Source organism: Actinoallomurus sp. NPDC050550, assembly GCF_040655075.1.
Lineage (GTDB): Bacteria > Actinomycetota > Actinomycetes > Streptosporangiales > Streptosporangiaceae > Actinoallomurus.
Map to the genome: position 1 here is coordinate 1 of NZ_JBFAJC010000048.1, position 26,122 is coordinate 26,122.

At 70.9% G+C, this 26,122-nt stretch carries 24 protein-coding genes and 1 pseudogene; 13 read left to right on the forward strand and 12 right to left on the reverse strand.

Annotation, left to right across the window (positions count from 1 at the left end):
• Window positions 1-363: 363 nt before the first annotated feature.
• Window positions 364-618, reverse strand: coding sequence for a hypothetical protein (locus AB0I04_RS41955; protein WP_360897998.1), 255 nt, complete (start codon window positions 616-618; stop codon window positions 364-366).
• A 921-nt stretch (window positions 619-1,539) separates the two neighbouring features.
• Between AB0I04_RS41955 and AB0I04_RS41960 the strand changes: the two genes are divergently transcribed.
• The gene (locus tag AB0I04_RS41960; protein ID WP_360898000.1) at window positions 1,540-2,856 is read left to right on the forward strand and encodes a GGDEF domain-containing protein; all 1,317 of its coding nucleotides are present in this window, start codon (window positions 1,540-1,542) and stop codon (window positions 2,854-2,856) included.
• A gap of 10 nt (window positions 2,857-2,866) precedes the next feature.
• A complete protein-coding gene (ettA, locus tag AB0I04_RS41965; RefSeq protein WP_360898002.1) occupies window positions 2,867-4,564 on the forward strand; it encodes an energy-dependent translational throttle protein EttA in 1,698 nt (565 codons plus the stop codon).
• An 83-nt stretch (window positions 4,565-4,647) separates the two neighbouring features.
• On the opposite strand, the gene AB0I04_RS41970 is transcribed toward ettA, so the two are convergent.
• Entirely contained in the window at window positions 4,648-6,927 is a 2,280-nt protein-coding gene (locus AB0I04_RS41970; RefSeq protein ID WP_360898004.1) for a glycoside hydrolase family 95-like protein, read from the reverse strand.
• Window positions 6,928-7,162: 235 nt separating this feature from the next.
• Here AB0I04_RS41970 and AB0I04_RS41975 point away from each other — a divergent pair, with 235 nt between their 5' ends.
• Window positions 7,163-7,609, forward strand: coding sequence for a thioesterase family protein (locus tag AB0I04_RS41975; protein ID WP_360898006.1), 447 nt, complete (start codon window positions 7,163-7,165; stop codon window positions 7,607-7,609).
• A gap of 118 nt (window positions 7,610-7,727) precedes the next feature.
• On the opposite strand, the gene AB0I04_RS41980 is transcribed toward AB0I04_RS41975, so the two are convergent.
• Together AB0I04_RS41980 and AB0I04_RS41985 are read right to left on the reverse strand one after the other, a co-directional pair.
• Window positions 7,728-8,540 (reverse strand): hypothetical protein, encoded by an 813-nt coding sequence (locus AB0I04_RS41980; RefSeq protein WP_360898008.1) that lies wholly within the window; start codon window positions 8,538-8,540, stop codon window positions 7,728-7,730.
• Window positions 8,537-9,466, reverse strand: a complete 930-nt coding sequence (locus AB0I04_RS41985; RefSeq protein WP_360898010.1) for an ATP-binding cassette domain-containing protein — start codon at window positions 9,464-9,466, stop codon at window positions 8,537-8,539. The genes AB0I04_RS41980 and AB0I04_RS41985 overlap by 4 nt, the downstream gene beginning before the upstream one ends.
• 189 nt (window positions 9,467-9,655) lie before the next feature.
• On the opposite strand from AB0I04_RS41985, the gene AB0I04_RS41990 reads away from it, so the two are divergent.
• The 4 genes from AB0I04_RS41990 to AB0I04_RS42005 all read left to right on the forward strand — a co-directional run bounded on the left by AB0I04_RS41990 (window position 9,656) and on the right by AB0I04_RS42005 (window position 14,368).
• A complete protein-coding gene (locus tag AB0I04_RS41990) occupies window positions 9,656-10,840 on the forward strand; it encodes a sensor histidine kinase (protein WP_360898012.1) in 1,185 nt (394 codons plus the stop codon).
• Window positions 10,837-11,487, forward strand: a complete 651-nt coding sequence (locus AB0I04_RS41995; protein WP_360898014.1) for a response regulator transcription factor — start codon at window positions 10,837-10,839, stop codon at window positions 11,485-11,487. The genes AB0I04_RS41990 and AB0I04_RS41995 overlap by 4 nt, the downstream gene beginning before the upstream one ends.
• A gap of 155 nt (window positions 11,488-11,642) precedes the next feature.
• Window positions 11,643-13,049 carry a S28 family serine protease gene (locus AB0I04_RS42000; RefSeq protein WP_360898016.1) on the forward strand — a complete coding sequence of 469 codons (1,407 nt, stop codon included), beginning with the start codon at window positions 11,643-11,645 and terminating at the stop codon, window positions 13,047-13,049.
• Window positions 13,050-13,171: 122 nt separating this feature from the next.
• The gene (locus AB0I04_RS42005; RefSeq protein WP_360898018.1) at window positions 13,172-14,368 is read left to right on the forward strand and encodes an MFS transporter; all 1,197 of its coding nucleotides are present in this window, start codon (window positions 13,172-13,174) and stop codon (window positions 14,366-14,368) included.
• A 166-nt stretch (window positions 14,369-14,534) separates the two neighbouring features.
• Here AB0I04_RS42005 and AB0I04_RS42010 read toward each other — a convergent pair.
• The 3 genes and pseudogenes from AB0I04_RS42010 to AB0I04_RS42020 all read right to left on the reverse strand — a co-directional run.
• A pseudogene (locus AB0I04_RS42010) lies at window positions 14,535-14,912 on the reverse strand (globin); the annotation flags it as partial.
• Between the two features lie 13 nt (window positions 14,913-14,925).
• Complete coding sequence (locus tag AB0I04_RS42015; RefSeq protein WP_360898020.1) at window positions 14,926-15,990, reverse strand: mechanosensitive ion channel family protein; 1,065 nt, start codon at window positions 15,988-15,990, stop codon at window positions 14,926-14,928.
• A gap of 167 nt (window positions 15,991-16,157) precedes the next feature.
• A complete protein-coding gene (locus tag AB0I04_RS42020) occupies window positions 16,158-16,448 on the reverse strand; it encodes a hypothetical protein (protein WP_360898022.1) in 291 nt (96 codons plus the stop codon).
• Between the two features lie 302 nt (window positions 16,449-16,750).
• Here AB0I04_RS42020 and AB0I04_RS42025 point away from each other — a divergent pair, with 302 nt between their 5' ends.
• Together AB0I04_RS42025 and AB0I04_RS42030 are read left to right on the forward strand one after the other, a co-directional pair.
• On the forward strand, window positions 16,751-18,409 hold the full coding sequence (locus tag AB0I04_RS42025; RefSeq protein ID WP_360898024.1) for a tetratricopeptide repeat protein: 1,659 nt from the start codon (window positions 16,751-16,753) through the stop codon (window positions 18,407-18,409).
• Window positions 18,410-18,412: 3 nt separating this feature from the next.
• The gene (locus tag AB0I04_RS42030; RefSeq protein WP_360898026.1) at window positions 18,413-18,952 is read left to right on the forward strand and encodes a GNAT family N-acetyltransferase; all 540 of its coding nucleotides are present in this window, start codon (window positions 18,413-18,415) and stop codon (window positions 18,950-18,952) included.
• 141 nt (window positions 18,953-19,093) lie between these two features.
• Here the strand turns inward: AB0I04_RS42030 and AB0I04_RS42035 are convergent, their stop codons facing one another.
• Window positions 19,094-19,768, reverse strand: coding sequence for a response regulator transcription factor (locus tag AB0I04_RS42035; RefSeq protein WP_360898028.1), 675 nt, complete (start codon window positions 19,766-19,768; stop codon window positions 19,094-19,096).
• The gene (locus AB0I04_RS42040) at window positions 19,753-21,066 is read right to left on the reverse strand and encodes a sensor domain-containing protein (RefSeq protein ID WP_360898030.1); all 1,314 of its coding nucleotides are present in this window, start codon (window positions 21,064-21,066) and stop codon (window positions 19,753-19,755) included. Before AB0I04_RS42040 ends, AB0I04_RS42035 begins: the two co-directional genes overlap by 16 nt.
• Window positions 21,067-21,212: 146 nt before the next feature.
• Between AB0I04_RS42040 and AB0I04_RS42045 the strand changes: the two genes are divergently transcribed.
• The 4 genes from AB0I04_RS42045 to AB0I04_RS42060 all read left to right on the forward strand — a co-directional run bounded on the left by AB0I04_RS42045 (window position 21,213) and on the right by AB0I04_RS42060 (window position 25,160).
• Complete coding sequence (locus AB0I04_RS42045) at window positions 21,213-22,073, forward strand: CPBP family intramembrane glutamic endopeptidase (RefSeq protein WP_360898032.1); 861 nt, start codon at window positions 21,213-21,215, stop codon at window positions 22,071-22,073.
• Between the two features lie 198 nt (window positions 22,074-22,271).
• Entirely contained in the window at window positions 22,272-23,042 is a 771-nt protein-coding gene (locus AB0I04_RS42050) for an ABC transporter ATP-binding protein (protein WP_360898034.1), read from the forward strand.
• Between the two features lie 2 nt (window positions 23,043-23,044).
• Window positions 23,045-24,982 carry an ABC transporter permease gene (locus AB0I04_RS42055; RefSeq protein ID WP_360898036.1) on the forward strand — a complete coding sequence of 646 codons (1,938 nt, stop codon included), beginning with the start codon at window positions 23,045-23,047 and terminating at the stop codon, window positions 24,980-24,982.
• 52 nt (window positions 24,983-25,034) lie between these two features.
• Entirely contained in the window at window positions 25,035-25,160 is a 126-nt protein-coding gene (locus AB0I04_RS42060; protein WP_360898038.1) for a hypothetical protein, read from the forward strand.
• 17 nt (window positions 25,161-25,177) lie between these two features.
• Here the strand turns inward: AB0I04_RS42060 and AB0I04_RS42065 are convergent, their stop codons facing one another.
• The 3 genes from AB0I04_RS42065 to AB0I04_RS42075 form a co-directional block, all read right to left on the reverse strand.
• Window positions 25,178-25,384, reverse strand: a complete 207-nt coding sequence (locus AB0I04_RS42065) for a zinc ribbon domain-containing protein (RefSeq protein ID WP_360898040.1) — start codon at window positions 25,382-25,384, stop codon at window positions 25,178-25,180.
• Between the two features lie 61 nt (window positions 25,385-25,445).
• A complete protein-coding gene (locus tag AB0I04_RS42070; protein ID WP_360898042.1) occupies window positions 25,446-25,955 on the reverse strand; it encodes an HNH endonuclease in 510 nt (169 codons plus the stop codon).
• On the reverse strand, window positions 25,955-26,083 hold the full coding sequence (locus AB0I04_RS42075) for a hypothetical protein (protein WP_360898044.1): 129 nt from the start codon (window positions 26,081-26,083) through the stop codon (window positions 25,955-25,957). The genes AB0I04_RS42070 and AB0I04_RS42075 overlap by 1 nt, the downstream gene beginning before the upstream one ends.
• Between the last annotated feature and the right edge of the window lie 39 nt (window positions 26,084-26,122).

Consider the following 26,122-nt stretch of genomic DNA (forward strand, 5'->3'; position numbering starts at 1 on the left):
GCGACCGGGGGTGACCGGTCCAAGACTGGCCCTACCCCGCGCCGATCTCCACGCCCCGTGCCCAGGCGACGCGGGGCACCCTCCACCCCCGACCCTCGCGGGTCGGCGGGTCAGCGTCCGGAGGGAAACGCTCACACGGACCACAGGCCGCCTCGGGCGGCCTGCCGGTACCAGGGCGTCCGCACGACCATCGTGCACACGATCAGCTCAAACACCCCCACCATCCGCCGGGACCGTCCACGGCACCGGCCAAAAGGAGCGGCCCTGGGCGCAGGCTTCCATCTGCATGCCCACGCCACCCCACCCCGATGGGCAGATCCTCCAGTCGCAACACTCCAATGTGACTACGGATCCCTAAGCTGATCAGAGACGCTCACCTTCGGCCCGGGCACGCGCGTCGCAGCTCACATCGGCCTTGTCGCCGTCGACCTGCAGGTCGTAACCGTGAATCCGGTGTGTCCGAGGGTGGCCACGCGGGCCCGCGGGATGTGCGGCCGCCGCCGCCGCCTCCGCGGCGGGCGGTGCAAGGCCGAACGTCATGGCGATCGCCGCGGTGACCGCCGTCGCCCGGACGGTCGCCCACCCGACGATCGACGGCCGGGTTCGCCGATTACGCATTTAGCAACTTCCCGATAAAACCGTAAATGATTGACTAATCGGACGTTATTAACGCCGCATCCTCGTTTGCGTAAACAACGCCGCAGAAATGTCGATGCTAACCGGTGTTGCGAGTTTCGGCCGGTGAAATTATCGATATTCGTGACTGAAGATTCGTATGCGACTCCGACGTGATCGCCTGGCCGTCGGAACGGGCGGACCTGCGTGGAGCGGCGGCGCGCCGGGGTGACGGCGCACTGGTTCACCGCCCTGAGCCCTCACGCTAAGAACCGCGGTAATAACGCCGGTATCCCGAAAATTAGGGGGTAGACGGGTGGAAATTCCGGAAGGCGCGAGTTGCGGTCATGTCGGCCATCGACGAAAAGTGGACGAGAGCCGCGCGAAGGGCATCGGCCGACCCCGGCTCGGCTCGGCCGTTCTGACACGCCGTGGCGGGCCGTCGGAGCGAGTGCAGTGCCGGGAGAGAGTCGCGTCGCCAACGCATGCCGATGGACCGCCACGTCGGGCTCCGGCCTGAGGCCGCGTGTCGTACGAACACCGGCCGGAGCGCTCGCTAAGAGGTTGGCCGCAAGCGGACAGGCCCGCGTGGCGTTGCCGCGTGGGTGGGGGAAGGGGACGTGGTGGTCGTCAGATCCAGGAGATGCCGCGCATCGTGCGTTCCTTCCGAGATGGCGCGTCCGCCGACGTGGGGAGTCGGCGGTGCGAGCACGTCAGGTGCGGCTCGGCGCAGTGCCCACCGACCCGGGTGGCCGCCGCCCGCCACCGGGCGCCCTAAGAAGGTACCGAATTTGTTGCCCACTCCGCACACATTGCAACTATCCTATTACTGAACGTGATTCGATCAAGAGTGCGCACGAGCCGCCGTCCTGCGTCGCGGGGGCCGCCCTACGGGCGGTCACGGCCTGACCCGTAGGGGGATGAATGACGGCACTGCAGACCTCCGGCGACGGACGCGGTGACGTCGCCGCGATCCCGCGGCGATGGCCGTTGCTGGAGCAGCCGCCACTGCTCGCCCCGTACGTCTTCGTGGTCGTCACGCTGCACGCCGTGCTGATCGCCCTCGCGGTCACGCACACGACATGGTGCGTCCGAGCGCTGATCGTGTTCGGCGCGCTGCTGGCCTGCGGGGCGATCAGCATCGAGGCGTCGCGGCGGCTCGGCATGCCGGCGGGTGTCTCGCGTGACCTGCTGTCGGCGTGGTGGCTGCCCGCGGCGCTGCTGCTGCCGCCGGTGTACGCGCTGCTGATGCCGATCCCCCTGCAGATCCTGCTGCAGCTGCGGGTGCGCCGCACCATGCTGCATCGCAGGGCGATCGTCACGGCCGCCCACGGGCTCGCCGGCGCCGCCGCCTCCGTGGCGTTCCACGCCGTCATCCCGCACCCGCTCCGCGACGCGGCCCAGTGGCTCACCGACCTCAACGCCATGATCCCTTCGGTGGTCGTGTGCGCCGTGCTCTTCACCCTGATCAACACGGCCATCGTCGTGGTCGCGGTGCACATCGCCAATCCCAAGTCCTGCTGGCGCGACGCCCTGTGGGACCGCGAGACCCTCCTGCTCGACACGGTCGAGGTGTGCGTGGGGATCCTCATCACCATCTCCTGCGCGCTCACCCCGCTGATGCTGTTGATCGCGCTGCCTCCGGTGATGCTGCTGCAGCGCAGCCTGATCCACCACCAGCTGCGGAAGGCCGCGCGGCTCGATGCCAAGACCGGCCTGCTGAACGCCGCGACCTGGCAGCTCGAGGCGGACATCGAGATCACCCGGGCCGTTCGCACCGACGAGTCGATCGCCCTCCTCCTGATCGACATCGACCATTTCAAGCGGGTCAACGACGCGCACGGGCACCTGACCGGCGATCAGGTGCTGCACGGGGTGGCCACCACCCTGGTCCAGCAGCTGCGGGAGTACGACGTCGTGGGCCGGTTCGGCGGGGAGGAGTTCGCCGTGCTGCTCCCGCACGCCGACATGCTGGAGGCCTGCCGGGTGGCCGAACGGCTTCGCAGCCGCGTGGGCCGGATGTGCGTGCCGGCCGACGACGCGACCATAACGGTGACGATCTCGATCGGGGTGGCCCTGTTCCGCACGCACGGACACGATCTGATCGAGCTGCTCGCGTCCGCGGATCTGGCGCTGTACCGGGCCAAGGAGTCCGGCCGCAACCGGATCTGCCTGCCGGCGACGAAGAAGACCGGCGAGCGTCGCCAGATCAAGGCGAGGCCATCCCCCCGGAGGCTTTAGTCTTGAGGGCATGCCGGAGTACATCTATACGATGCAGCGCGTGCGCAAGGCGCACGGCGACAAGGTGATTCTCGACGACGTCACCTTGAGCTTCCTGCCCGGAGCCAAGATCGGTGTGGTCGGGCCCAACGGCGCGGGTAAGTCCACGCTGCTGCGGATGATGGCCGGCCTCGAACAGCCCTCCAACGGTGAGGCCCGGCTCATGCCCGGGTTCACCGTCGGCATCCTCGCGCAGGAGCCGCCGCTCAACGAGGAGAAGACCGTCCTCGGCAACGTCGAGGAGGGCGTCGCCGAGACCAAGGCGATGCTCGACCGGTTCAACGAGATCGCCGAGCAGATGGCGACCGACTACTCCGACGAGCTGCTCGAGGAGATGGGCAAGCTGCAGGAGCAGCTCGACCACCGCAACGCCTGGGACCTCGACAGCCAGCTCGAGCAGGCGATGGACGCGCTGCGGTGCCCGCCGGGCGACGCCGACGTGACCAAGCTGTCCGGTGGTGAGCGGCGCCGCGTCGCGCTCTGCAAGCTGCTGCTGGAGGCGCCCGATCTCCTGCTGCTCGACGAGCCCACCAACCACCTCGACGCTGAGAGCGTGCAGTGGCTGGAGCAGTACCTCGAGAAGTACGCGGGCACCGTCCTGGCGGTCACCCACGACCGCTACTTCCTGGACAACGTCGCCGGCTGGATCTGCGAGGTCGACCGCGGCCGTCTCGTCGGATACGAGGGCAACTACTCCACCTACCTGGAGAAGAAGGCCGAGCGACTCAAGGTCGAGGGCCAGAAGGACGCCAAGAAGAAGAAGCGCCTGGAGCAGGAGCTCGAGTGGGTCCGCTCCAACCCGAAGGCCCGCCAGACCAAGAGCAAGGCCCGTCTGCAGCGCTACGAGGAGATGGCGGCCGAGGCGGCCAAGTACCGCAAGCTGGACTTCGAGGAGATCCAGATCCCGCCGGGCCCGCGCCTGGGCACCACGGTGATCGTCGCCGAGCACCTCACCAAGGGCTTCGACGACCGTCTCCTGATGGAGGACCTGTCCTTCAACCTGCCGCCCAACGGCATCGTCGGCGTGATCGGCCCGAACGGCGTCGGTAAGACGACGCTGTTCCGGATGATCGTCACCGCGGCCGGCGCGGGTGCGCCCGACGGCGTCACCGCGGACGAGAAGCCGGACGAGGGCAGCCTCAAGGTCGGCGACACCGTCAAGATCTCCTACGTCGACCAGAGCCGGGGCGGCATCGCCCCGGACAAGAACGTCTGGCAGGTCGTCTCCGACGGCCTCGACCACATCAAGGTCGGCCAGGTCGAGATGCCGAGCCGCGCGTACGTCGCGGCGTTCGGCTTCAAGGGCCCGGACCAGCAGAAGGCGGCCGGCGTGCTGTCCGGCGGTGAGCGCAACCGCCTCAACCTCGCGCTCACCCTCAAGCAGGGCGGCAACGTGCTGCTCCTCGACGAGCCCACCAACGACCTCGACGTCGAGACGCTGAGCTCGCTGGAGAACGCCCTGCTGGAGTTCCCCGGCTGCGCCGTGATCACCTCGCACGACCGGTGGTTCCTCGACCGCATCGCCACCCACATCCTGGCGTGGGAAGAGGGCTCGAACTGGTTCTGGTTCGAGGGCAACTTCGCCGACTACGAGAAGAACAAGATCGAGCGGCTCGGCGCCGAGGCGGCCCGCCCGCACCGCGTCACCCACCGCAAGCTGACCCGCTGAGGCCGCCGCCGGCGGTCAGCGCGGGCACTCGAAGAGCGAAGCCCTCCCCCGGAAGGGGGAGGGCTGCTTTTTGCGATGAGATCCTAGGGGAGTCCCCATGGCGGGGCGGCCGCGGCGGTCACCGGCGCGACCCGGGTGTCCGGTCGGGTGCCCGCCGGGTAGATGAGCGCCTCGTCGCCCTTGTGCAGCTCGATCTCCAGGACGCCGCCGCTCTCGTGCCACTTCGCGGCCTTACCGTTGCGGAGCACCTCGTACGGGCCGGTCATGCCGCCGGGGATCAGCCGCAGGGGTTCGCCGGCCAGGCTGCGGATGCTGATGAAGGCCGTCCGGCCGTCGCGCCGTACGGCGGTGACGAGGAACGCGCCCTCCGTGCGCAGGTCCTGCATGGCCACGTCCGTCCAGGCGGACGGGATCGCGGGGAAGACCCGGATCGTGCCGCCCCAGCTCTGCAGCAGCATGTCGTGCAGTGACCGGGCGCCCGACAGCGGCGTCTCCATCACCGGACCGGACTCGGCGTACATCGTGTTCGGCTTGACGTACGTGGTCAGGAGCGTGCTCAGGTTGGTGAGGGCGGAGTCGCCGTCGCCCAGCAGCGCGTTCATGGACGCGCCTCCGGTGAACGTGTAGCCCTGCTGCGCGCCCGGCAGCCCCAGCCAGTGGGCGAGCGAGCGTTTCAGCAGGTCCCGGTTGGCCGGGTCGGTGACGTCCAGCAGGTGCAGCGGATGGAACCACAGCATGTGCGAGAAGTGCCGATGGCTGGTGGTGAGCTGAACGTCGGCGCCGATCCACAGGCCGTCGTCGCCCTGCGGCGGCGGGACGAGGCGGTTCAGGACGTCGTGCCACTTGGGGATCAGCGGATCATCGATCTTCAGGCGCGCCGCCGCCTCCAGCAGGGCCTGGCAGCCCCAGGTGAGCAGGGCCAGGTCGTAGTTGCAGTCCCGGGTGGTGGCGTACTCGGGGGAGTACGTCGCCGGCAGGTGGAGGCGGCCGTCCGAGCCCTCCGTCAGGAAGTGCAGGTAGTAGTTGATCGCGCGGCGCAGCAGCGGGAACAGCACCGTCCGCAGCAGCGTGTCGTCCATGGTGTGCCGGTAGCGCATCCAGACGTCGTGCAGCGCCCAAGGCAGGTTGCCGACCTCCGGCACACCGTAGTCGCCGCTCGGCACCTGCCCGGGGACGCCGAACGCGTCCGAACGGAGATCCTCCTGCGTGACCCGGCCGATCCCGGCCGAGTCGGACCGGTACTGCTCGGCCGTGTTGGCGACGAGGTTGTCGCGGTACCGGTCGAGCGAGCGGGTGAGCGAGTCGAGCTCGGTGTGGCCGGTGGCGTTGATCAGCCAGTACTCCAGCTGAACGTTGAGGTTCCACCAGGTGCCGGGCCACGGCGTGGGCTGCAGCCACTGCGCCGCCGTGCCGATCACCGGCCGGTCGACGCGTGTCGCGCAGGCCATCTTGTACAGCTGGATCCAGTAGAAGGCCTGCAGCCGGGCGTCCGGCAGCGACAGGAAGCTCTTCGGGTAGAAGCGGTGCCACCAGCGCCGGTGTTCGCGGGTCAGCTCGTCGAGCGGCGCGGCCCGCTTCAGCCGCTGGGCGGCGACCTCCGTCGCGGTCCGGTCGGGGAAGGTGTGGGCGACGGTGGCGAGCAGCGTCCGCCCGTTGACGTGCCATGCCGTCGTCGTCCGGCCGCCCGCGGCCAGGTCCTGATCGCAGTGGTCGTCCGCGAGCACCGGGTCGGGGTTGTCCTTCAGCCCGGCCGGGCGCGGCTTGGAAGCCAGCCGTGGAGACACCGCCGGGAAGGGCGTGAACGTCCAGCCGACCGTCTCCCCGCCGGCCGGCGTCGCGTCTACGACCAGCAGGTCGCGGGTCGCGTGGACGAACGATCGCAGCGCGACCGTACCGGCGGTCGTCGTTATCGTTCCGGAGAGTTCGGCGTCCCAGAGGGAGAGCCGCAGGTCGACCCCTGTGACGTCGCCCGCGGTCTCCAGGGTCAGGTACCCGATGCGCAGCCGCGAGTGCCCGAACAGGGCGCCGACGCCGTCCTGGTGATCGCGGACGCGGCTGTCGCCGAGTTCGAACGTGAGGCGCTGCCGGGTCGGATGGCGGTAGGCGGCCGCGCCGAAGGCGCCGTTGCCCAGGAACGGCCCTTCGAAGAAGGTGCCGGGCAGGCGTTTCCAGCGCAGGTCGGATCCGGCGAGGAACGCGGCCCACTCCTGCTCGGTCCGCATGCCTTTCGGCGGCGAGGCGGCGGTCGTGGCGGACCCGGTGGGAAGGGCGTCGGCCGTCGCGGACCCCAAAGCGGTCGCGCCGATCGCGGTGGTGCCGATGGCGGTGGTCCGGAGAAAAGTGCGGCGGGAGGGAGAGGACACGGCGGACTCCAGGAGGTCGGATGACATAGAGGGAACACGTCGACGTATGCGGCGTCAAGGGGTGTATTGGGACTTTGAGTCGCAAAGAGGTCGGACCTATCGGCCAATGACTCTTGGTCGGCAAGACTCCCGAGTCCCGTGAAGGCCGCCCCGCGCGCGTCCCGCGGCGACCGGACCGGGAGACTGGTGCCGGCTCCCGAAGCCGCTCCCCGCAGCCTCACGAGATGGATGACAGATGACCCAGCCCGCCGTCGACTCCGGTCACGTCGGCCCCTCGAGCGCGCATGTGCACGAGTTCCACGTGCGCTTCAGTGACATCGACTCGCTGGGGCACGTGAACAACTGCCGATACCTGACGTACCTCGAGGACGCACGGGTGGCGATGTTCTTCACCGACCCGCAGCGGGAGGGCCGCCGTCCGCTGCGCGGCATCGTCGTGGCACGGCACGAGATCGACTACCGGCGGCCGTTGCTGCTGCGGCCCGAACCGGTCCGAGTGGAGACGCGGGTGACCGAGATTCGCGCCGCCAGCTTCGGCCTGGCGTACGACGTGCGGGATGACGAGCACGTGTACGCGCAGGCCACCTCGGTCATCGTCGGCTACGACCTGAAGGCGGGCCGGACCCGGCGATTCGACGAGCGTGAGCGGGCCTTCCTGGAGGCGTACGCCGCGACCGCCTGACGATCGCCGGCCGCACGGCGAACCGAACGCCGGCGGACGACGAGGCCCATGGACGACGAGGCCGACGGACGACCGGATCCCCGGCGGCCGCCGGGGATCCGGTCGTCCAGGGCCATGGTCAGGCGTCGCGCCGGTGGATGAGGACCAGCGCCGCCGCCAGCACCACGGCCGGGTACACGGCGATCACGAGGAACGCGTGTGTCATCGACGGAGCGCCGTGCTCGACGTGGAGGGAGACGAGCCGCCGGATCGCATTGCCGGGCAGGGCGTTCTCGATGTCGATCACCCACTGGGCGCTGCCGTGGATGAGTTGCGGGGCGAGGAAGAGTAGCGCGACGAGCCCGCCGATCGCCGCCGCCGTGTGCCGCAGGAGCACGCCGAGGCCCGCTCCGACCAGGGCGACCGCGACCAGGTAGAACGTCGCCGCGACGATCGAGCGGACGGCGCCCGGATCGGTGATCGACAGACCGATGTGCCGCTGGGCGAGAATCGCCTGGCCGGCCAGGAAGGCCGTCGTCGCGGTGATGGCTCCGACGGGGACGCTGACAGCTGTGATCACTGCGGCCTTGGCCGCCAGCACCGTACGCCGGCCGGGTACCGCCGTGAAGGTCGTGCGGATCAGGCCGCTGGAGTACTCGCCGGTCACGGTCAGGACGCCGAGCGTCGCGACGATGAGCTGGGCGATCATGAAGCCGAGGTAGGGATCGGCCAGCGGGTCGACGCCGGCGCGCTGGGCCGGCGACATCCGCGGCCATTCGCCGACCTCGGAATCGGCCATGATGACGCCCATGATCACGGCGGACGCGAACGCGCACAGCAGCACCCACGCGGTGGAGCGCAGCGAACGCAGCTTGATCCATTCGGCCGCGAAGACGTCGGTGAAACGGGACAGGCGCGTCCCCGCGCCGGTCGGCAGGCTGACGGTGGTCATCGGAGCGTGCTTCCCTTCTGCTCGGCCCCGGCGCGGTACTCGACGCTGCCGGCGGTGAGCTCCATGAATGCCTCCTCGAGGGAGGCGTTGCGCGGGGCGAGTTCATGGACCGCGACGCGGTGTTCCAGCGCGAGGTCGCCGATCCGCGCGGCCGTGAGGCCGGTGACCTCCACGGCGCCGTCGTCGCCCGGCTCGACCCGGGCTCCCTCACCGATCAGCACCCGGGCGAGCTCGCCGCCGTACGGTGTCCGCACTCGGACACGACGGTGCGAGGCGCGTTCGACGAACTCCGCCACGCCCATGTCGGCGATCAGATGTCCACGGCCGATGACGATGAGGTGGTCGGCGGTGTTCTCCATCTCGCTCATCAGGTGGCTGGAGACGAGGACGGTGCGGCCCTCGCCCGCGAGCCGCCGGAACAGGTTCCTGATCCAGCGGATGCCCTCCGGGTCGAGCCCGTTGACCGGTTCGTCGAAGATGAGGATCTCCGGGTCGCCGAGCAGGGCCGCCGCGATGCCGAGGCGCTGCTTCATCCCCAGGCTGAACCCGCCGACCCGCTTGCGCGCGGCGCCCGTCAGCCCGACCTCGTCGAGGACCACGGGTACCCGGCTCGCCGGGATGCCGTTGCTGCGGGCGAGCGCGGCGAGGTGCCGGTCCGCCGTCCGTCCCGCGGGCACGGCGGTGGCGTCCAGCAACGCCCCGACGCGCAGTAGCGGCCGGTGCAGCGTGCGGAACGGGCGACCGCAGACGGTGGCCGAGCCGCTCGTCGGCGCGTCGAGGCCGAGGATCAGCCGCAGCGTGGTGGACTTGCCGGCGCCGTTCGGGCCAAGGAACCCGGTGACCCGGCCCGGGCGCACCTCCATGGACAGGCCGTCGACGGCGGTCGTCCCGCCGTACCGCTTGGTGAGCGCAGTTGTCTTGATCATGCCTTCCCCTTGGTTCGTCGTGCCCTCCACGGTGCGGCAGGGCCCTGCCGGACCGCGTCGGGCCGTGGACCGCATTCGCGCGCCCGCCTGGGGCAAGGGAGACCGGCGTCCTTTCAGCCTGGAGACGGAGCCGGCGGTTCAGCCTGGAGACGGACGACCGGAACGGCGTCGGCGGGTTACGGTCGGCGGGTGGACCAACGGCCTCCGTTCACCCGGCGGCTGACCTTCGCGCACTGGGTCGGCCTCGACGTCGTGGTCGCGCTGCTGCTCACGGTCGCCCTGGTGTCGAGCGCGTGGGACGTACGGCCGTACTTCGGCGTGCCGGTGGTGATCGGCGTCGGGCTGGCCTGTGCGATCGCCGCGACGGTGGCGATCCGGCGGTGGCGGCCCGTCCTCGCGCTCGCGATGGCCGTCGCCGGGAGTGTGGCGTCGGCGTTCCTCGGGTTCTCCAAGGATCCGATGATCGCCCTCGCGCTCATCGTGTACATGGTGGCGCTGCTCAGGCCGGCCCGGACGGCGGCGGTCGCGCTCGTCGTCGTCGAGGTCGCGATGGCGGTCGACGCGGTCGCAGTTCGCGCGGCCGCGCCGTTCAGCGGTCCGAACTCCCTCACCTCTCAGGTGGTCGCGACCGGCGTCGTCCAGCTCGCGGCCTGGTGCGCGGGCGTCGCGATGCGCCAGGCCCGCGCGTACGGCGAAGGGCTGCGCGAACAGGCCGAGCGGCAGGCGCAGATCAAGGTGGAGCAGGCCCGGCGGGCGATCAGCGAGGAACGCCTGCGCATCGCGCGGGAGTTGCACGACGCGGTCGCGCACAGCATGAGCGTCATCGCGGTCCAGGCAGGGGTGGGGCACTACGTGATCGGAACCCGCCCCGACGAGGCCGCCAAGGCGCTCGCCGCGATCGAGACGACCAGCCGCGCCGTCCTGCAGGAGATGCGCGGGCTCCTCGGAGTGCTCCGCGACGAGACGCCCGGCGGCGAGGTGGCGCCGCCCGCGCGAGGCGTCGCCGACCTGCCCGCGCTGGCCGAGCAGACCGGGCGTGCGGGCGTTCGCGTGGACCTTCAGCTGCGCGGGCGGCCCCGCGACCTGCCGTCCGGGATCGACCTGACGGCCTACCGGATCGTCCAGGAGGCTCTGACGAACGTGGTGAAGCACGCCGGGACGGACAACGGCCGCGTCCTGCTCACCTATGGTGTGGACGACCTGTGCATCGAGGTGACCGACGACGGGGCGGGGTGTGATGGATCCGATGGCGGACACGGCCTGATTGGGATGCGCGAGCGAGTGGCGGCGTACGGCGGGGAGTTCAGCGCGGGACCGCTGCCGCTGCGCGGGTTCCGGGTGGCGGTCCGCCTGCCCATCGGTGTGCCGGCGTGAGCGTCCGGGTGGTCGTCGCGGACGACCAGGCGCTGGTCCGGGCGGGCTTCCGGGTGCTGGTGGAGACGGCGTCCGACCTGTCGGTGGTGGGTGAGGCCGGCACCGGCGTGGAGGCGGTGGAGCTGATCCGCCGGGAGCGGCCCGACGTGGTCCTCATGGACATTCAGATGCCCGAGCTGGACGGGATCGAGGCGACCAGGCGGGTGCTCGCCGATCCCGACCCGGTCCCGGTGCGGGTCCTGATCCTCACGACGTTCGATCTCGATCGGTACGTCTATGCCGCACTGCGGGCGGGTGCCAGCGGGTTCCTGCTCAAGGACACTCCGCCCGCGGACCTGCTCGCCGCGATCAGAGTGATCGCGGCCGGAGAGGCGCTGCTCGCTCCGAGCGTGACCCGGCGGCTCATCGCCGAGTTCACTCGCCGGCCCACGGTCCACGACCACCGCGCACTCGACGAGGTGACCGACCGGGAGCGCGAGGTGCTCCGGCTGGTCGGCCGCGGCCTGTCCAACGCGGAGATCGCCGAGCACCTGCACGTGTCGATCGCGACCGCGAAGTCCCACGTGAGCAGGTTGCTCATGAAGCTTCAAGCACGAGACCGGGCGCAGCTGGTCATCGCCGCGTACCAGTCCGGTCTCGTGGGGTGACGGCCGGCGTACGGCGGGTTCGGTCGTTGCCGTCCATGACGTTCGGCCGGGCGGCGACAGTTCCGTAACAAAGCCTGCGTAGATCGGGATTTCCGACCTCTTTGACCCCTACTGTCACGGTTGCATTCTCGCGATCCGACACAAAAGGGGTAGGAATGCGCAACCTCTCTCGAGGAATGCTGGCACTGCTGCTCGCGGCCGGGCTGGGCGGTGTCGGCGGCACCGCGCATGCGGCGGCGCCCGTACGAGCGGCGGACGACGGCGTCCTTGCCAAGCTCAAGGCGATTCCCGGTATGACGGTGGAGGAGAAGACCTCCACCCTGACGGGGTACCGCTGGTTCTGGCTGAACTACCGGCAGCCGGTCGACCATCGGCACCCGGAGCGCGGCTGGTTCGAGCAGCGCGTGCTGCTGGAGCACAAGTCCGCCGACCTGCCGATGGTCCTCTACACCAGCGGCTACAACACGCCGGAGACGATGTTCCTGTCGGAGCCGACGGCGCTCGTCGGCGGCAACCAGATCTCGGTGGAGTACCGCTTCTTCACGCCGTCACGGCCCGAGCCGGCGGTGTGGAAGAAGGACACGATCTGGCAGGCCGCCACCGACGAACACCGGTTGATCAAGGCTCTCAAGACCATCTACCACGGCAAGTGGATCTCGACCGGGGCGAGTAAGGGCGGCATGACCGCGACTTACCACAAGCGTTTCTACCCCTCGGACGTCGACGGCACGGTCGCCTACGTCGCGCCGAATGACGTCAACAACAAGGACGACAGCGCGTACGACCGGTTCTTCAAGACGGTCGGCACCGACCCCAAGTGCCGGACCAACCTGGAGAGCCTGCAGCGCGAACTGCTCAAGCGCCGCCCGCAGATCCTGGCACGGATGAGCGCCGACGCCAAGAAGGCCGGCAACACCTGGAAGATCATCAAGACCGTCGACCGGGCCTTCGAGAACTCGGTGATGGACTTCGAGTGGGCCTTCTGGCAGTACCACCTGCAGTCGGAGTGCAAGGACATCCCGGCGACGACCGCCTCGACCGACGCCATCTACTCCTACTTCGACAAGATCTCCGGCGCGCTGACCTACACCGACCAGGGCCTCGAGCCGTTCATCCCGTACTACTACCAGGCGGGCACCCAGCTCGGCTGGCCGTCGCCGAAGTTCACGCACCTGCACCCGCTGCTGCGCTACGAGAGCACCTACCAGCCGCGGACCTACGTCCCGGCGGACATCCCGATGCGGTTCGACCCGTCGGCGATGAAGGACATCGACCACTGGGTCCGCACCCGCGCGACCCACATGACGTTCATCTACGGTCAGAACGACCCGTGGGGCGCCGAGCCGTTCCGTGTCGGCCCGGGCAGCCGCGACTCCGCCGTGTACGTCGCGCCGGGCATGAACCACAGCGCCCACCTGATCGCCGCGCTGCCCGACGCGCAGCGTGCGCGGGTGACCGCCGACCTGCTCCGCTGGGCCGGCGTCTCCTCGGCGCAGGCGAAGGCCCTCTCGGTCCCGCAGGTCGCGGAGGACCCGATGCTGGCCCAGCGCCCGCCGCTGTAACGAATCACCCACCGCCCTGAGCGCCTGCGCCCGGGCGGTACAGCGGGCCCCGTCGCCGATCCGGCGGCGGGGCCTCCGCATGTCGATGATCGTCTCATATTTCAAGACGCTAGTATCAGAATATGAGCAGACGATGGTCGGTCCTCATTGTCGGGTTGTTCGCCATGGTCGCCGGGTGCGCCTACCAGTACGGCCTGCCGTACCTCATCCCCGCCCTCCGGGCGGACGCCGGGCTCTCCCTGAGCCAGGCCGCCACGCTGATCTCCTGCCCGGTGGCGGGGCTCCTCGTCACCCTCGCCCTGTGGGGCGTGGCCGCGGACCGCTGGGGCGAGCGAGTCGTCCTCGCCACCGGCCTGACCGTGGCCGGCGGAGCGCTCCTTGCCGCCGCCGCCGTCCACCACCTAGTCGCGCTCGGAGCCTGCTTCTTCGTCGCCGGAGCCGGTGGCGCGTCCATCCACGCCGCCAGCGGCCGGCTCATCCTCGGCTGGTTCGCCGCCCACGAGCGCGGCCTGGCCATGGGCGTACGCCAGACCGGACAACCGCTGGGCGTCGGCCTCGCGGCGCTCGCCCTGCCGCCGCTCGCGGCGGGCGCCGGGCTCGCGGGCGGACTGGTGTTCCTCGCCTGCTGCTGTCTCGCCGCCGCGCTGCTGGTGGCGGTCGTCGTCCGCGACCCCGCCCGTACGGGAGGGCACGAACCGCACGGCGGGCGCTCCCCGTACCGTACGCCGGTCCTGTGGCGGATCCACGCGGCGAGCGCGCTGCTCGTGGTGCCGCAGTTCGCGGTGTCGGCGTTCGCCCTCGTCTACCTGGTGGACGCGCGGGGCTGGGACGCCGCGACCGCGGGCCGGCTGCTGGCGGCCGCGCAGGTCGGCGGCGCCGCGGCGCGGCTGGCCGTCGGCCACTGGTCCGATCGCGCGGGCAGCCGGCTGCGGCCGATGCGCCTCCTCGCGTCCGGGATCGGCGTCGTCATGCTCGCGCTCAGCGCGGGCGCGCTGACGGGCTGGGGCGGCGCCTCCGTCGTGCTCGTCGTCGCGGCGGTGATCACGGTGACCACCAACGGGCTGGCGTACACCGCCGTGGCGGAGTACGCCGGGCGCGCCTGGGCCGGCCGGGCGCTCGGCATCCAGAACACCGGGCAGAACCTGCTCGCGGCGGCGACCCCGCCCGTGCTCGGGTCTCTCGTCGGCGGATCCGACTACGGGACGGCCTTCGCCGTCGCGGTCGCGTTCCCCGTCGTCGCGGCCCTGCTGATCCCGGTACGGTCCGAACGCGCGCCGGCCCACTCGGCGACACCGGAGCCGACCCGCGCGCAGAGCTGACCGGCGCGGAGCTGACCCGCGTGGAGCCCGGCCCGCGCTTAGCTCGACCCGTGCGGAGCCGACCGGCGTGGAGCCCGGCCCGCGCGCGGAGTTGACCGGCGTGGATCTGACTCGCGTGGAGCCCCGCCCGCGCGTGGAGCTCGACGCGCGCGGAGGTGACTCAGCCGGGGGCGTTGATCAGGCTGTTCGCCGCCATGACGAGGTAGTCCCAGAGCATGGTCTCGAGGGGCTCGGGCAGCTCGAGCTCGTCGACGGCGTCGCGCATGTGGCCGAGCCAGGCGTCGTGCTCGGCCTTGCCGATCCGGAACGGCACGTGCCGCATGCGCAGCCGCGGATGGCCGCGCCGCTCGCCGTACGTGCGCGGACCGCCCCAGTACTGGATGAGGAACAGCCGCAGACGCTCCTCGGCCGGTCCCAGATCCTCTTCGGGATAGAGAGGGCGCAGTAGGGGGTCGGCGGCCACCCCCGCGTAGAACCGGTGCACCAGGCGGCGGAAGGTCTCCTCGCCGCCGACCGCTTCGTAGAAAGTGACCTCTTGTGCCATGACGGGCCCCAGCCTACGCGGCCGAGGTGTCCTCCTTGAACGTCGCGACGGCGACGCCGGCCGAGTCGAAGGCCTTCTTGACGCGTTCGCGCAGCTCCCGGGCTGTGTCGGCCTGCTTGCCCGGCGCCGTCTTGCAGACGACGCGGACGACGATCGCCTCCCCGGAGAGCGCCTGGACGCCCCAGACGGTCGGGTCCTCCAGGATGATCTCGTCCCACGGGGGCTCGGCCGCCAGCGCCGACGCGGTCTCGGTCAGGATCGTGCGGACCTTATCGAGGTCGACGTCGTACTCGACCGGGACGTCGAGGACCACGCGGGCCCAGTTCTGCGACTCGTTGCCGACCCGTTTGATCTCCCCGTTCGGGACGTACCAGACGACGCCGTTGACGTCGCGCAGGCGGGTCGTTCGCAGGGTGACCGCCTCCACCGTGCCCTTGGCGCCGCCGACGTCGATGACGTCTCCAACGCCGTACTGGTCCTCCAGCAGCATGAACATGCCCGTGAGGAAGTCCTTCACGAGGTTCTGGGCGCCGAAGGCGACCGCGACGCCGATGATGCTGGCGCTGGCCAGGAACGGCGTGAGGTCGAGCCCGAAGTACCCGAGCACGGTGAGGGCGGCGGCACCGAGGATGATCATCGAGGAGATGCTCCGCAGCACCGACCCCATCGTCTCGGCCCGCTGCCGGCGCCGCTCGCTGACCAGTACGGGGCTGCCGTCGAAGATCGTGCGGGTCCTCTCGCGGAGCCGCTCCGACATCGTGCCCTCGGCCATCCGCACGGTGATCTTCGTGATCAGCTTGTGCGTGAGCCTGCGCAGGATGAGCGCGATCGCGATCGTGAGGATGAGCTTGATCGTCCAGGTGATCGGGCTCGTCCCGTCGAGCCACTGGTGGTACCACCTGGCGACGTGCTCGTTGTGCGTGATCTGAAACGTCCACCGGCAACCGGTGCTGGGCGTCTGCGTCTGCTGGTTGGCCGCGGTGAGATTGTCCGTGCACGCTCTGACGAGCGCCGCCCTCTCCTCCTTCGAAGAGACCTGGAACGGCAGCAAGCCCGTCAGTGTGTGACGCGCGAACACGAGACATCCTCCTGGGCGGTGCCCGTGCTGGGCGACCACGTTGGACCGGCGAACCTACCCGATGGATGGTAGGCGACGGTGGGACGTCCCTCGTGCGATCTTGGTGAACGGGCCCCGCGGAGCCGGTCAGTCCGCGCCACTGGCAACAGGCTCCGCGGGGGGACTCGCTAGGCGCTGTGCGCCTCTAGGACACGGGCCACCTTCACCGCCGCGCCACACGGGTCGTCGACGTCGTGCATCGGCTCGCCCCACGACCACCAGAAGTACCAGGACCGCTGGTCGCGGGTGCCGGGCGCCGGCGCGCACATGACGTTCTCGGACAGGCTCGCGGCGTCCGGGTTGACGACCCGGCAGAACGCCGGGCCGGAGCGGCTGCGGACCACGCGGGCCACCAGACCGCGCTCGCCTAATTCACGGACCAGACCTTCGAGATATCCCAGTCGACGTTCGTCGAACATGGTGTGCCTCCCTCACCAAGTGAACTCACCTCGCTACGCGGTGCGAGAATCGCAAGCCGCCGAGAAGCGGTCAAGGTCGGGGCAGAGGGCCTGGAGACCATCTTCCGTCCACATGGGTAGAGGTTTTTCCACTGACGTTGGATCTTTATCTGCTCCGGTATGGGGAGAGGGACCGTATCGCTTGCGTTTCTGACTGATTCGGTTGGCGTATCGCGATGCCGGAGTTACGCTGCGTACGCGAGATTTCATCTCCGTGGCCATGAGTTATCCGGTCGGACCTTTCCCCCCAAGGAGGCCGGGAAGTGACAGATCCCCCTCAAATGGAAGCGCCGGATCCCCGCAAAAAGGATCCACCTCGCAAAGAAGCCGATACTGCACGTTGTATCCGTGCTCGCGGGCTGGCGCAAGGTCATGCGCCGCCCGACATTGCGAGGGAAATTCACGATCAATGCGGGCCGATCTTCGGAACGAGCCAGATCAAAGCCCAGCGACTCGCGCACGGCATCGCGCTGTCCGATGTCGTCGCGCAGGTCAGAGCGCTTTACGAGCTGGAGGGAAAAACCCGTCCCAAGCTCGGTGAGACGCTGCTGTCGGCGTACGAGAGCGGCTATAAGCGCCCGGGTCCCGAATATCTGCACTACCTGTGCAGCGTCTACCGCGTCGAACCCCCGGACCTCGGCTTTCAGGGGCCGTGCGTCTGCGGCCACCGGCACGAACGCCCACGGGCCGGTGATCAGGGCACGACGGCCCGCGAGCCCGACAGCGTGATCAGGCCGCGCGCCGTCCTCACGGACAGCAGCGAGTGGGCGGCCAATTTCGAACGTACCTCTGGTCCGCGCATCTCCCGGGTCCATTACCGCGCCGAAGACCCGGGCGGCAAGGACGGAGACGAGGAGGACATAGTGCTTCGTCGGACTCTTCTGCAACTCCTGGCCGGAGCAGGCGTGGTGCTCGACGGCCAGATCCTGGGGGCGGTGGACGGCATCCGCCGCCGGATGGACGACACCCTCGTCAACGCGACCGTGTCGCCGACCATGCTCGATCAGTGGGAGGAGACCGTACAGGGATACGGACAGCAGTACATGTCGACGCCGCCGCTGCGGCTGCTCTGCGACGTCCTGCTGGACTTCAGCGAGGTCCGCCGCATGTGCGAGCAACGGCAGCCGATCGAGCTCCAGGAACGGCTGTGCCGCATCGCGGCGCAACTCTCCGGCATGGCCGGCGTCATCATGATCGACCTCGGTGACCACCGTCTCTCCCGCTCCTTCTTCCGGACCGCCCGCACGGCCGCCGACGAGACCGGCGACCGCGCGCTGCGCGCCTGGGTCAGCGTGCGCGAGTCGCTGGTGCCGATGTACTACGGCGACCCGCGCGAGGCCCTGCATCTGGCGCGCCGGGCGCAGGACCTGGCCGGTCGCGCGCCCAGCGTGGCCGGCGCGATGGCGCCCATCGTCGAGGCGCGTGCCCTCGGCATGCTCGTCAAACGAGGGCGGGGCGAAGCGGTCCCCAGCGCCAAGCGCGCGCTCGCCCGCGGCCAGGCGGTCTTCTCACAGCTCGGAAAGGACCAGGTCAAGGACACCGCCTTCGGCTACACCGAACGCCAGCTCGCCTTCCACATGGGCGACACCTACACCAACCTCGGCGACCACGGGAACGCCGAGGAGACCCTCCGGAAGGCACTGACCCTCTATCCCGCCACCGAAGAGCTCGACCGCACCCTGATCTGGCTCGACCGAGCGTCGTGCCGGCTCCAGGAGGGAGAACCGGAAGAGGCGTTGCGCACCGCCAAGGAGACCATCCTCGCGGTGTCGGCGGCGCACCGTACCGACATCGTGATCCACCGCGCCCGCCAGCTCGCCAGCGCCGTGGTCGCGCAGTACGGCGACATCCGGGCGGCCCGCGAGTTCCGTGACGCGCTCGCCGCACCGGCAACGGCGGGCATCACCAGGAAGCAGGCCTGACCGGTGGGCCGTCCACTGGTCATCGCCTCGGCGCTACCCAGGCGGCTCTGCTCCGAGCCCCCCACGTGGGAGTTCGCGGGCCTCCGCATCCGGCGCTACACCTCCCGCGACCATCGGGCGGTGTTCGCCGTCCACCGGGAATGCCTGTTCCAGGTGGGACTGCGCCCCGGCGACGGCGTGTACTACGACGACGACTTCACCAACATCGAGGAGGTCTACCTCCGCAACCGCGGCGAGTTCCTCGTCGGGGAGGTGGGCGGACAGGTCGCGGCACTCGGCGGGCTCCGGCGCGTCGACGACCTGACCGCCGAGATGGTCCGCCTCCGCGTCCGTCCCGACCTGCAGGGCCGCGGGTACGGCGCGGCGCTCGTCACCGTCCTGGAGCAGCGCGCCGCCGAGCTCGGCTGCCGCCGGCTCCGGGCCGACACCACCGTCAAGCAACGGGTCGCGATCGCTCTGTACCGCTCGTACGGCTGGCGGGAGATCGCGCGCGAGGCGACGGGAGACACCGTCACCGTCTACTACGAGAAACGACTGGGATAGGGGGCCGTGAGCGGCGGCGGTGCCGGTTCCGTCGCCGCTCACGTCACACCGTCGAATCGGAGTCGACCGTGAGCGGACCGCTCAGCTCACGGCGGATGCGGCAGGCCGCGTCCGCCGTGAGCGTGACGGCCTCGGGCGCGTTCATCCGGACGCGGTGCCGCCCCGGAGGTAGGCGAGCACCGCCAGGACTCTGCGGTGCGTGTCCTCCGCCGGGGGCAGGTCGAGCTTGGTGAGGATGCTGCCGACGTGCTTGCCGACGGTCGCCTCGGAGACGACGAGGATCCGGGCGATGGCGGTGTTCGAGTGGCCCTCGGCGATGAGACCGAGCACCTCCCGTTCGCGCGCCGACAGCCTCGCCAGCGGATCGCGCTGCCGGCGCAGCAACTGGCGCACGACCTGCGGATCGACCACGGTCCCGCCGTCCGCCACCCGTCGCAGCGCGCCGACGAACTCCTCGACGTCGACCACCCGGTCCTTGAGGAGATACCCCACCCCTCGGCCGTCTCCCGAGTCGAGCAGGTCGGCCGCGTAGCTGAGCTCGACGTACTGGCTCAGCGCCACCACGGGCAGGCCCGGGTGGGCACGGCGCAGCGCGACGGCGGCGCGCAGGCCCTCGTCGCTGAACCCGGGAGGCATCCGGATGTCGGTCACCACCAGATCCGGGCGGTGCTCGGCCACGGCGGCCACGAGAGCGTCCGCGTCACCGGCCGTGGCCACGACCTCGAAGCCGAACCGATCGAGCAGCCCGGCCAGCCCCTCCCGCAACAGCACCCCGTCCTCGGCGAGGACCACCCGGATCGTTACCGCAGGTCGCACGGAAGCTCCACATGGACGACGGTCGGCCCGCCCACCGGGCTCGACAGGAGCATTCTGCCGTCGATCACGGCCACCCGGTCCGCCAGGCCCGTGAGCCCGCTCCCCGCGCGCGGGTCGGCTCCGCCGTCCCCGTCGTCGCGGATCTCCACGGTGAGCAGGTCGGCCTCCCGCCGTACGGTGACGACCGCCTCCGAAGCGCCGCTGTGCTTGGCGACGTTGGTGAGCGCCTCCGAGACGACGAAGTAGGCGGTGCCCTCGACATGGGCAGGCAGGCGGTCGGGCAGTTCGGCGTCGACCGTCACCGGGATGGGGGACCGGTCCGCGATCTCGCGCAGCGCGGCGGTCAGCCCCCGGTCCGTGAGCACCCGCGGGTGGATGCCGCGGATCAGCTCCCGCAGCTCCGTCATCAGCCGTTTGGCCTCTTCGTGGGCCTCGCCCACGCTCCGCGCGGCGGGGGAGTCGGGCGGGACGTCCAGCCGGGCCAGGCCGAGCTGCAGGGTGAGGCTCAGGAGACGCTGCTGCGCGCCGTCGTGCAGATCGCGTTCGATGCGCCGCCGCTCCGCCTCGAACGCGTCTACCAGCCGGGCGCGCGACCGTGACACCTCGACGAGCTCGGCGCGCAGCCGCTCGTCGGGCCCATGCCGCAGCAGCGAACGCGCCACGACCGCGTGCGCACCGGCGACCACCGCGAGCACGTACGGGACGGCGGGGAGCAGCATCAGACCGGCGAGCGCGTACGGAAGGGCCTGCCACGGGTCGTCGACGCTGGTGAACCCGAGCGCCACGGTGCTGTCGCGGGCCAGCAGCGGACTGATGAGGAACGCGCCGATCAGCAGCGCGAACAGCAGCAGGGCCAGGGACAACACCGGGGCGACCACGATGAACAGGCAGAGGTATCCGACCTCGCGCCAGGTCGCCGCCTCGGCGTACCGGGTCCGCAGCCACGACCACGGGCCGCGGACCGTACGGTGCCCGGACGCCACGGGCCGTACGTCCACGAGGCGCAGCCGCCGGCGTTCCAGCTCGGCCAGCGGAACGGCGACCAGCGGGCCGGCGCCGGCGACCAGCACCACGCCGAGAAGAGCGAACAGCGCGACCGCGACCGGCGCCGGATGGGCGTCCGTCGCCCGCCGCGCCGCGACCGCCCACGGCAGGGCGAGCACGCCCATCGGCACGGCCGCCACGGTCAACGGCAGGGCCGCCGTCAGCAGGTACGCGAGGCACCGCCACGGCCAGCCGCCGACCAGGAAACGACGCCGGAGCATCGCCTCGAACGCAGTGCGGGGCGCAGAGGACACGCACGTACGGTAACCGCGCCTCGGCACCGCTCGGGCGGAGATGGGGACTGGCCCTACCCGGATCCGGTGGCCCGCCGTGATGCCCGGGGCACGGGCCGGGTGGTTCCGTGGCCACGGAAATGATCGATCGACGGAAGGTTCGTTACGTGGTCACGGCATACAGGAGGGGAGTGGCGGCGTTCCTGCTGATCGCGTTCGGCGTCACTTGGGCGTATCTGTTCACCGCCCGGCTCGCGCTGGGACTGTCCCTCGTGAATCCGCTCGTGCAGCTCCCGATGGGCTTCGCCCCCGCGATCGCCGCGGTGATCGTACGATGCTGGATCACGCGGGAGGGGTTCGCCGACGCGGGTCTGGCTCCGCGGTGGAGGAAGGCCTGGCCCTCCTATCTCGTGGCTTGGCTCGCACCGCCGGTGTTCGTCGCCGTCGGTGTCGGCGCGGCGGCGGTCGTCGGACTCTGGCACCCCGACCTGTCCCCGCTGAGCCGCGTCGTCTCCGGCCTCCCGGGCTGGGCGGCCCCGCTCGTGCTGATGGTGATCGCGGCCGTGCTCACGCCGGTGTACTGGGGCGAGGAGTTCGGCTGGACGAGCTACCTGCGGCCGCGGCTGTTCCCCGACCGGCCCGTCGTGTCCGTGCTGACGACGGGTCTGATCTGGGCGGTCTGGCATTACCCGCTGGCGTTCCTCGGCTACATCCGCTTCGGCCACCTCGCCGTCGGCCTTGCGGTCTGGACGGTGTCCTTCATCTTCCAGGAGGTCCTGCTCGCCTGGCTCTGGTCCCGTAGCGGCGGCGTCTGGGCACCGAGCCTGGCGCACGCGGGGAACAACATGGTCCTGTCCCTGCTGACCGGGCAGCTACTGTCCGCGGACGGGCTGGGCGCCACGGCCGGCACGGTGATCATGTCCGTGCCGATCGTCGCCGTCGGTGGCTGGATCCTCCTGACGGGCCGTCTCCTGGTGAGCCGCCCGGCCGCGCCCGCATGTCCGGTGAGCGTCAGGGCACACCGCTGAGGCACCTTGCCGCCGTTGCGGACGGCGAGGTGACCGGGTCGTTCCGATTCGCGGGGTCAACGCCGGCGGCAAGGCCACTGAGTCACGCGTTGACCCGGCGGACGGCGCCGCCGGCGGTCACGGAGGTAGGGCCAGGCATACCTCGGGTTGGTGTCCTGGGCTGATGTTCCCGGCTCCCCCGAACGATGAGATCGCCTTATGACGGAGGGACAGGCGATCGGGCGGGCGTGGCATGCAGGGCCCGCCGCGCCGGCGGTGGAGTTGTGTGAGGTCAGCAGGGAGTACGGGCGCGGGGACGCGACGGTCCGGGCGCTCGACGGAGTGAGCATCGGGTTTCCCGCAGGCTCGTGGACGGCCGTGATGGGGCCGTCGGGGTCGGGGAAGTCGACCCTGCTGCACTGCGCGGCAGGGCTGGAGAAGGCGAGCGGCGGGCGGATCCTGCTGAGGGGGCAGGACATCACCTCCGCGCCGGACAGCGCTCTCACCGCCCTGCGGCGGCACACCGTCGGGTTCGTCTTCCAGACCTTCAACCTGGTCGGCTCGCTCACCGCGGAGCAGAACGTCGCGCTGCCGCTGAGGCTCGCCCGGCGCACGATCTCGCGCCAGGCCGTCCGCGAGGTGCTGGAGGCCGTCGGCCTGGGCGATCGGCTGCGGCACCGGCCCCGGGAGCTCTCGGGCGGGCAGCAGCAGCGGGTGGCGATCGCGCGGGCGATGGTGACGCGGCCGGCGGTGCTGTTCGCCGACGAGCCGACGGGCGCGCTGGACTCGGCGTCGGCCCGTACGGTCCTCGAGCTGCTGCGGACCATGGTCGACTCGGCCGGACAGACGATCGTCATGGTCACCCACGATCCCGCCGCGGCGGCGCGGGCCGACGCGGTGGTGTTCCTGTCGGACGGCAGGATCGTCGACCAGGCGTTGCGCCCGTCGGCCCGGGAGGTCGCCGACCGCCTCGCGCGGCTGGAGGGCTGAGCATGCCGGGGATCGCTTTCAGTAACTTCCGGGAGCACCGGCGCCTGTTCACCGGCGCCATCCTGGCCGTCGCCCTGGGCGTCGCGTTGATGCAGTCCTCGCTGTCGGTGATGGCGGCGGTGTCCGAGGCCCGGATCCCCGCGGGGTTGTCCGGCCAGGCCCGGGAGCGGATCCAGGACGCCTACGCGGGGGCCGCGACGCTGCTCGGCATGACGGTCATGCTCGCGGGGTTCCTCGCGCTGTTCATCGTCGGCTCGACGTTCGCCTTCACCGTGGCCCAGCGCCGCCGCGAGCTCGCCCTGCTGCGGCTGGCCGGCGCGAGCCGTCCGCAGATCGTCCTGCTGCTGGTCGCGGAGGCCGCGCTGCTCGGCACGGCCGGTGCGACGGCCGGCGTTCTGCTGGGGGTGCCGGGCACGTGGGCGCAGGCCTGGCTGCTGGTCGCGTTCGGGTTCCTGCCCGGCGGGGTCTCGCCCCACCTGAACGGCGGGATCATGCTGGCGTCCGCCTGCGTCGGGCTCACCGTGGCGCTGCTCGGCGTGCTGACGGCCGCGCGCCGGGCCGCTCTGGTGCGGCCGCTGGAGGCGCTGCGGGACACCGGGCGCGCCGCCAGGGTCATGACCGTGGCCCGCTGGGTGTTCGGCCTGTCCTCGCTGGCATTCGTGATCTGGCTGGTCGCCGCCGCGCAGACCGGCCGCGTCGACGTCCTGGGCGCCATGCTGATCGCGATGACCGTCTCGGTCGTCGGCGCGGTGGCCCTGAGCCTGCTCAGCCCCCTGGTCGTGCCGCTCGTGGGCGGCCTCCTCGGCCTCGCGGTGCGCCGGAGCACCTTCGGCGAGCTCGCCCAGGCCAACCTGCGCGACAGCGTACGGCGCAGCGCGTCGACGGCCGCGCCGCTGATCGTGCTGGTGTCGCTCGTGGTCGGCCTCATGGGCACCCTGGCGTCGCTGGGCAGGATGGCGGGCGAGGAGCAGAAGCGTATCGTCGCCGGCGATCTGGTCGTCGACTCCACCGGCGCGGAGGCGTCCCGGGTCGCGGCCGTGCCCGGGGTCGCCGTCGCGTCACCGCAGGCCACCGTTCCGATCGCCGTGACGGTCGGGCACGGCGCGTACCGGCGGACCTACTACTCGGGGATCGTCGCGGTGGATCCGGCGGCGTACCGGCGGACGTATCGGCGGGCGCCCCGCTCCGGCTCGCTGGCGGCCCTGCGGGGGCGGACCATCGCGGTGGGGCCGGGCATGAGTGAGGAGGGCCTGCGGCGCGGGGGCGTGGCGGTCGCCCGGGTCGGCGAGCGGCGGGTGCGGCTGCGGATCGTCGCCGTCATGGCCCCCGTCCTCGAGAACGGCGCGGACGGCTTCATCCTGCCGCGCGAGCTGATCCCGGAGGACGTCATCGCCAAGGCACCGACCCGGACGGTGGTCCAGGTCGCCCCCGGTACACCGCCCTCGGCCGTCGCCGAGCGGATCCGCGCCGCGCGGATCGGAACGGTCCGCACCGTGGCCAAGTGGGCCGATGCCGAGGCCGACGCGCAGCAGAAGGGCAACGAGGCGATCTTCGCGGTGCTCGTCGGCCTCGGCGGCCTGTACGCGGCCGTCGCCGTCGTCAACGCGGTGGTCATCGCCGGTGCCGAGCGCAAGGCCGAGTTCGCGGTCGTACGCCTCACCGGCATGAGCCGGCCGCAGGTCGTGCGGATGGCGTTGATCGAGGCGGCGGCGGTCACCGCGATCGGGCTGTTCCTCGGTCTCCTGGTCGCGGCCGGGGCACTGGCGGGAATCGGCGCGGCGGCCGTCCGGGCCGTCGGCACACCCCTGGTCGCGGTGCCGTGGGAACTCCTGGGCCTGCTGGTGCCCGGCGCGTTCATCGTGACCGGCGTGGCGAGTGCGTGGAGCACGCTGTCGGCGACCCGGGTGCCGCCGGTGACGCTGGCGACCGCTCGCGAATGAGGGCGGTCGGCGGCGTGTTCGCATTCGCGGCCGCGATCGTCGTCCGGGGCCCGTGAACCGGCCGCCGAAGCTCTCCGAGTGCAACGTTTCCCGGCAGGTCGGCTGCGAGGTGCTGGAGACCGCCGGCCTCGGGGACCGGCAGCGGTACGGGCTCTGGGGCGGCCAGGGGCGATGGTGACCCGGCGTCAGCGGCGCTCAGCCGCAGCAGCCGCCTCCGAAGCAGCCCCCGCCGCCGCTGGGCGGGGCCGCGGTGCCGCCGCCGGTGACGGCGACCGTGGACAGCAGCTTCACCGTGTCCTCGTGGCCGTCGGGGCATGCGGCCGGCGCGGACGCCTCGGCCATCGGGCGGGACACTTCGAACGTTGCGCCACAGGCGCGGCAGCGGAAGTCGTAACGTGGCACGGCCATAGCGTACGACGTCGCCGCCCCCAATGGCGATCAGGCGGCGGGTTCGGAGACGTGCTCAGGCGGCGGGCTCGGTGACGTACGGCGCCCACTGCGGGTCGCCGTCGTTGACCAGGCCGATGAGCCGCCAGTGCGCCCCACGTGGAACGCCCGGGACGACGCGCGACTTCCACCCGATCTCTTCTAGTAGCTTGTCGGCCTTGCGGTGGTTGCAAGGCATACAGGAGGCGACGCAGTTCTCCCAGATGTGCTTTCCTCCGCGGCTGCGCGGGATGACGTGGTCGATCGTCTCCGCGCGAAGGCCGCAGTACGCACACCGGAAGTTGTCGCGCCGCATGAGGGCCGCCCGGGTGAGCGGCACCCGTTGTCGGTAAGGGATGCGGACGTAGCGCAGAAGCCGGATCACCGACGGCATCTCGACGACGATCGAGGCCGATCGCAGCTGGGCTCCGGACGTGTCATGATGCACGATCTCGGCCTTCTCCCGGAGGACCAGGCAGACCGCACGCCGAAGCGGAAGGGTTGTCAGGGGTTCGTAAGTCGCGTTGAGCAGTAGGACCTGTCTCATCAGACGGCCTCCGTGCCGCAGGCGCCGACCGCCTCACGGGCCACGCTCCAGCGTGCCTCGGCATGAGGCATGACGATCTTTCTCACCAGCGCACCCGACACGAGGACCTCCTCACGGGTGATACCCAAGTTGGACTCAGTGTGGCTGCTGAGATGCTGATCCCGCTA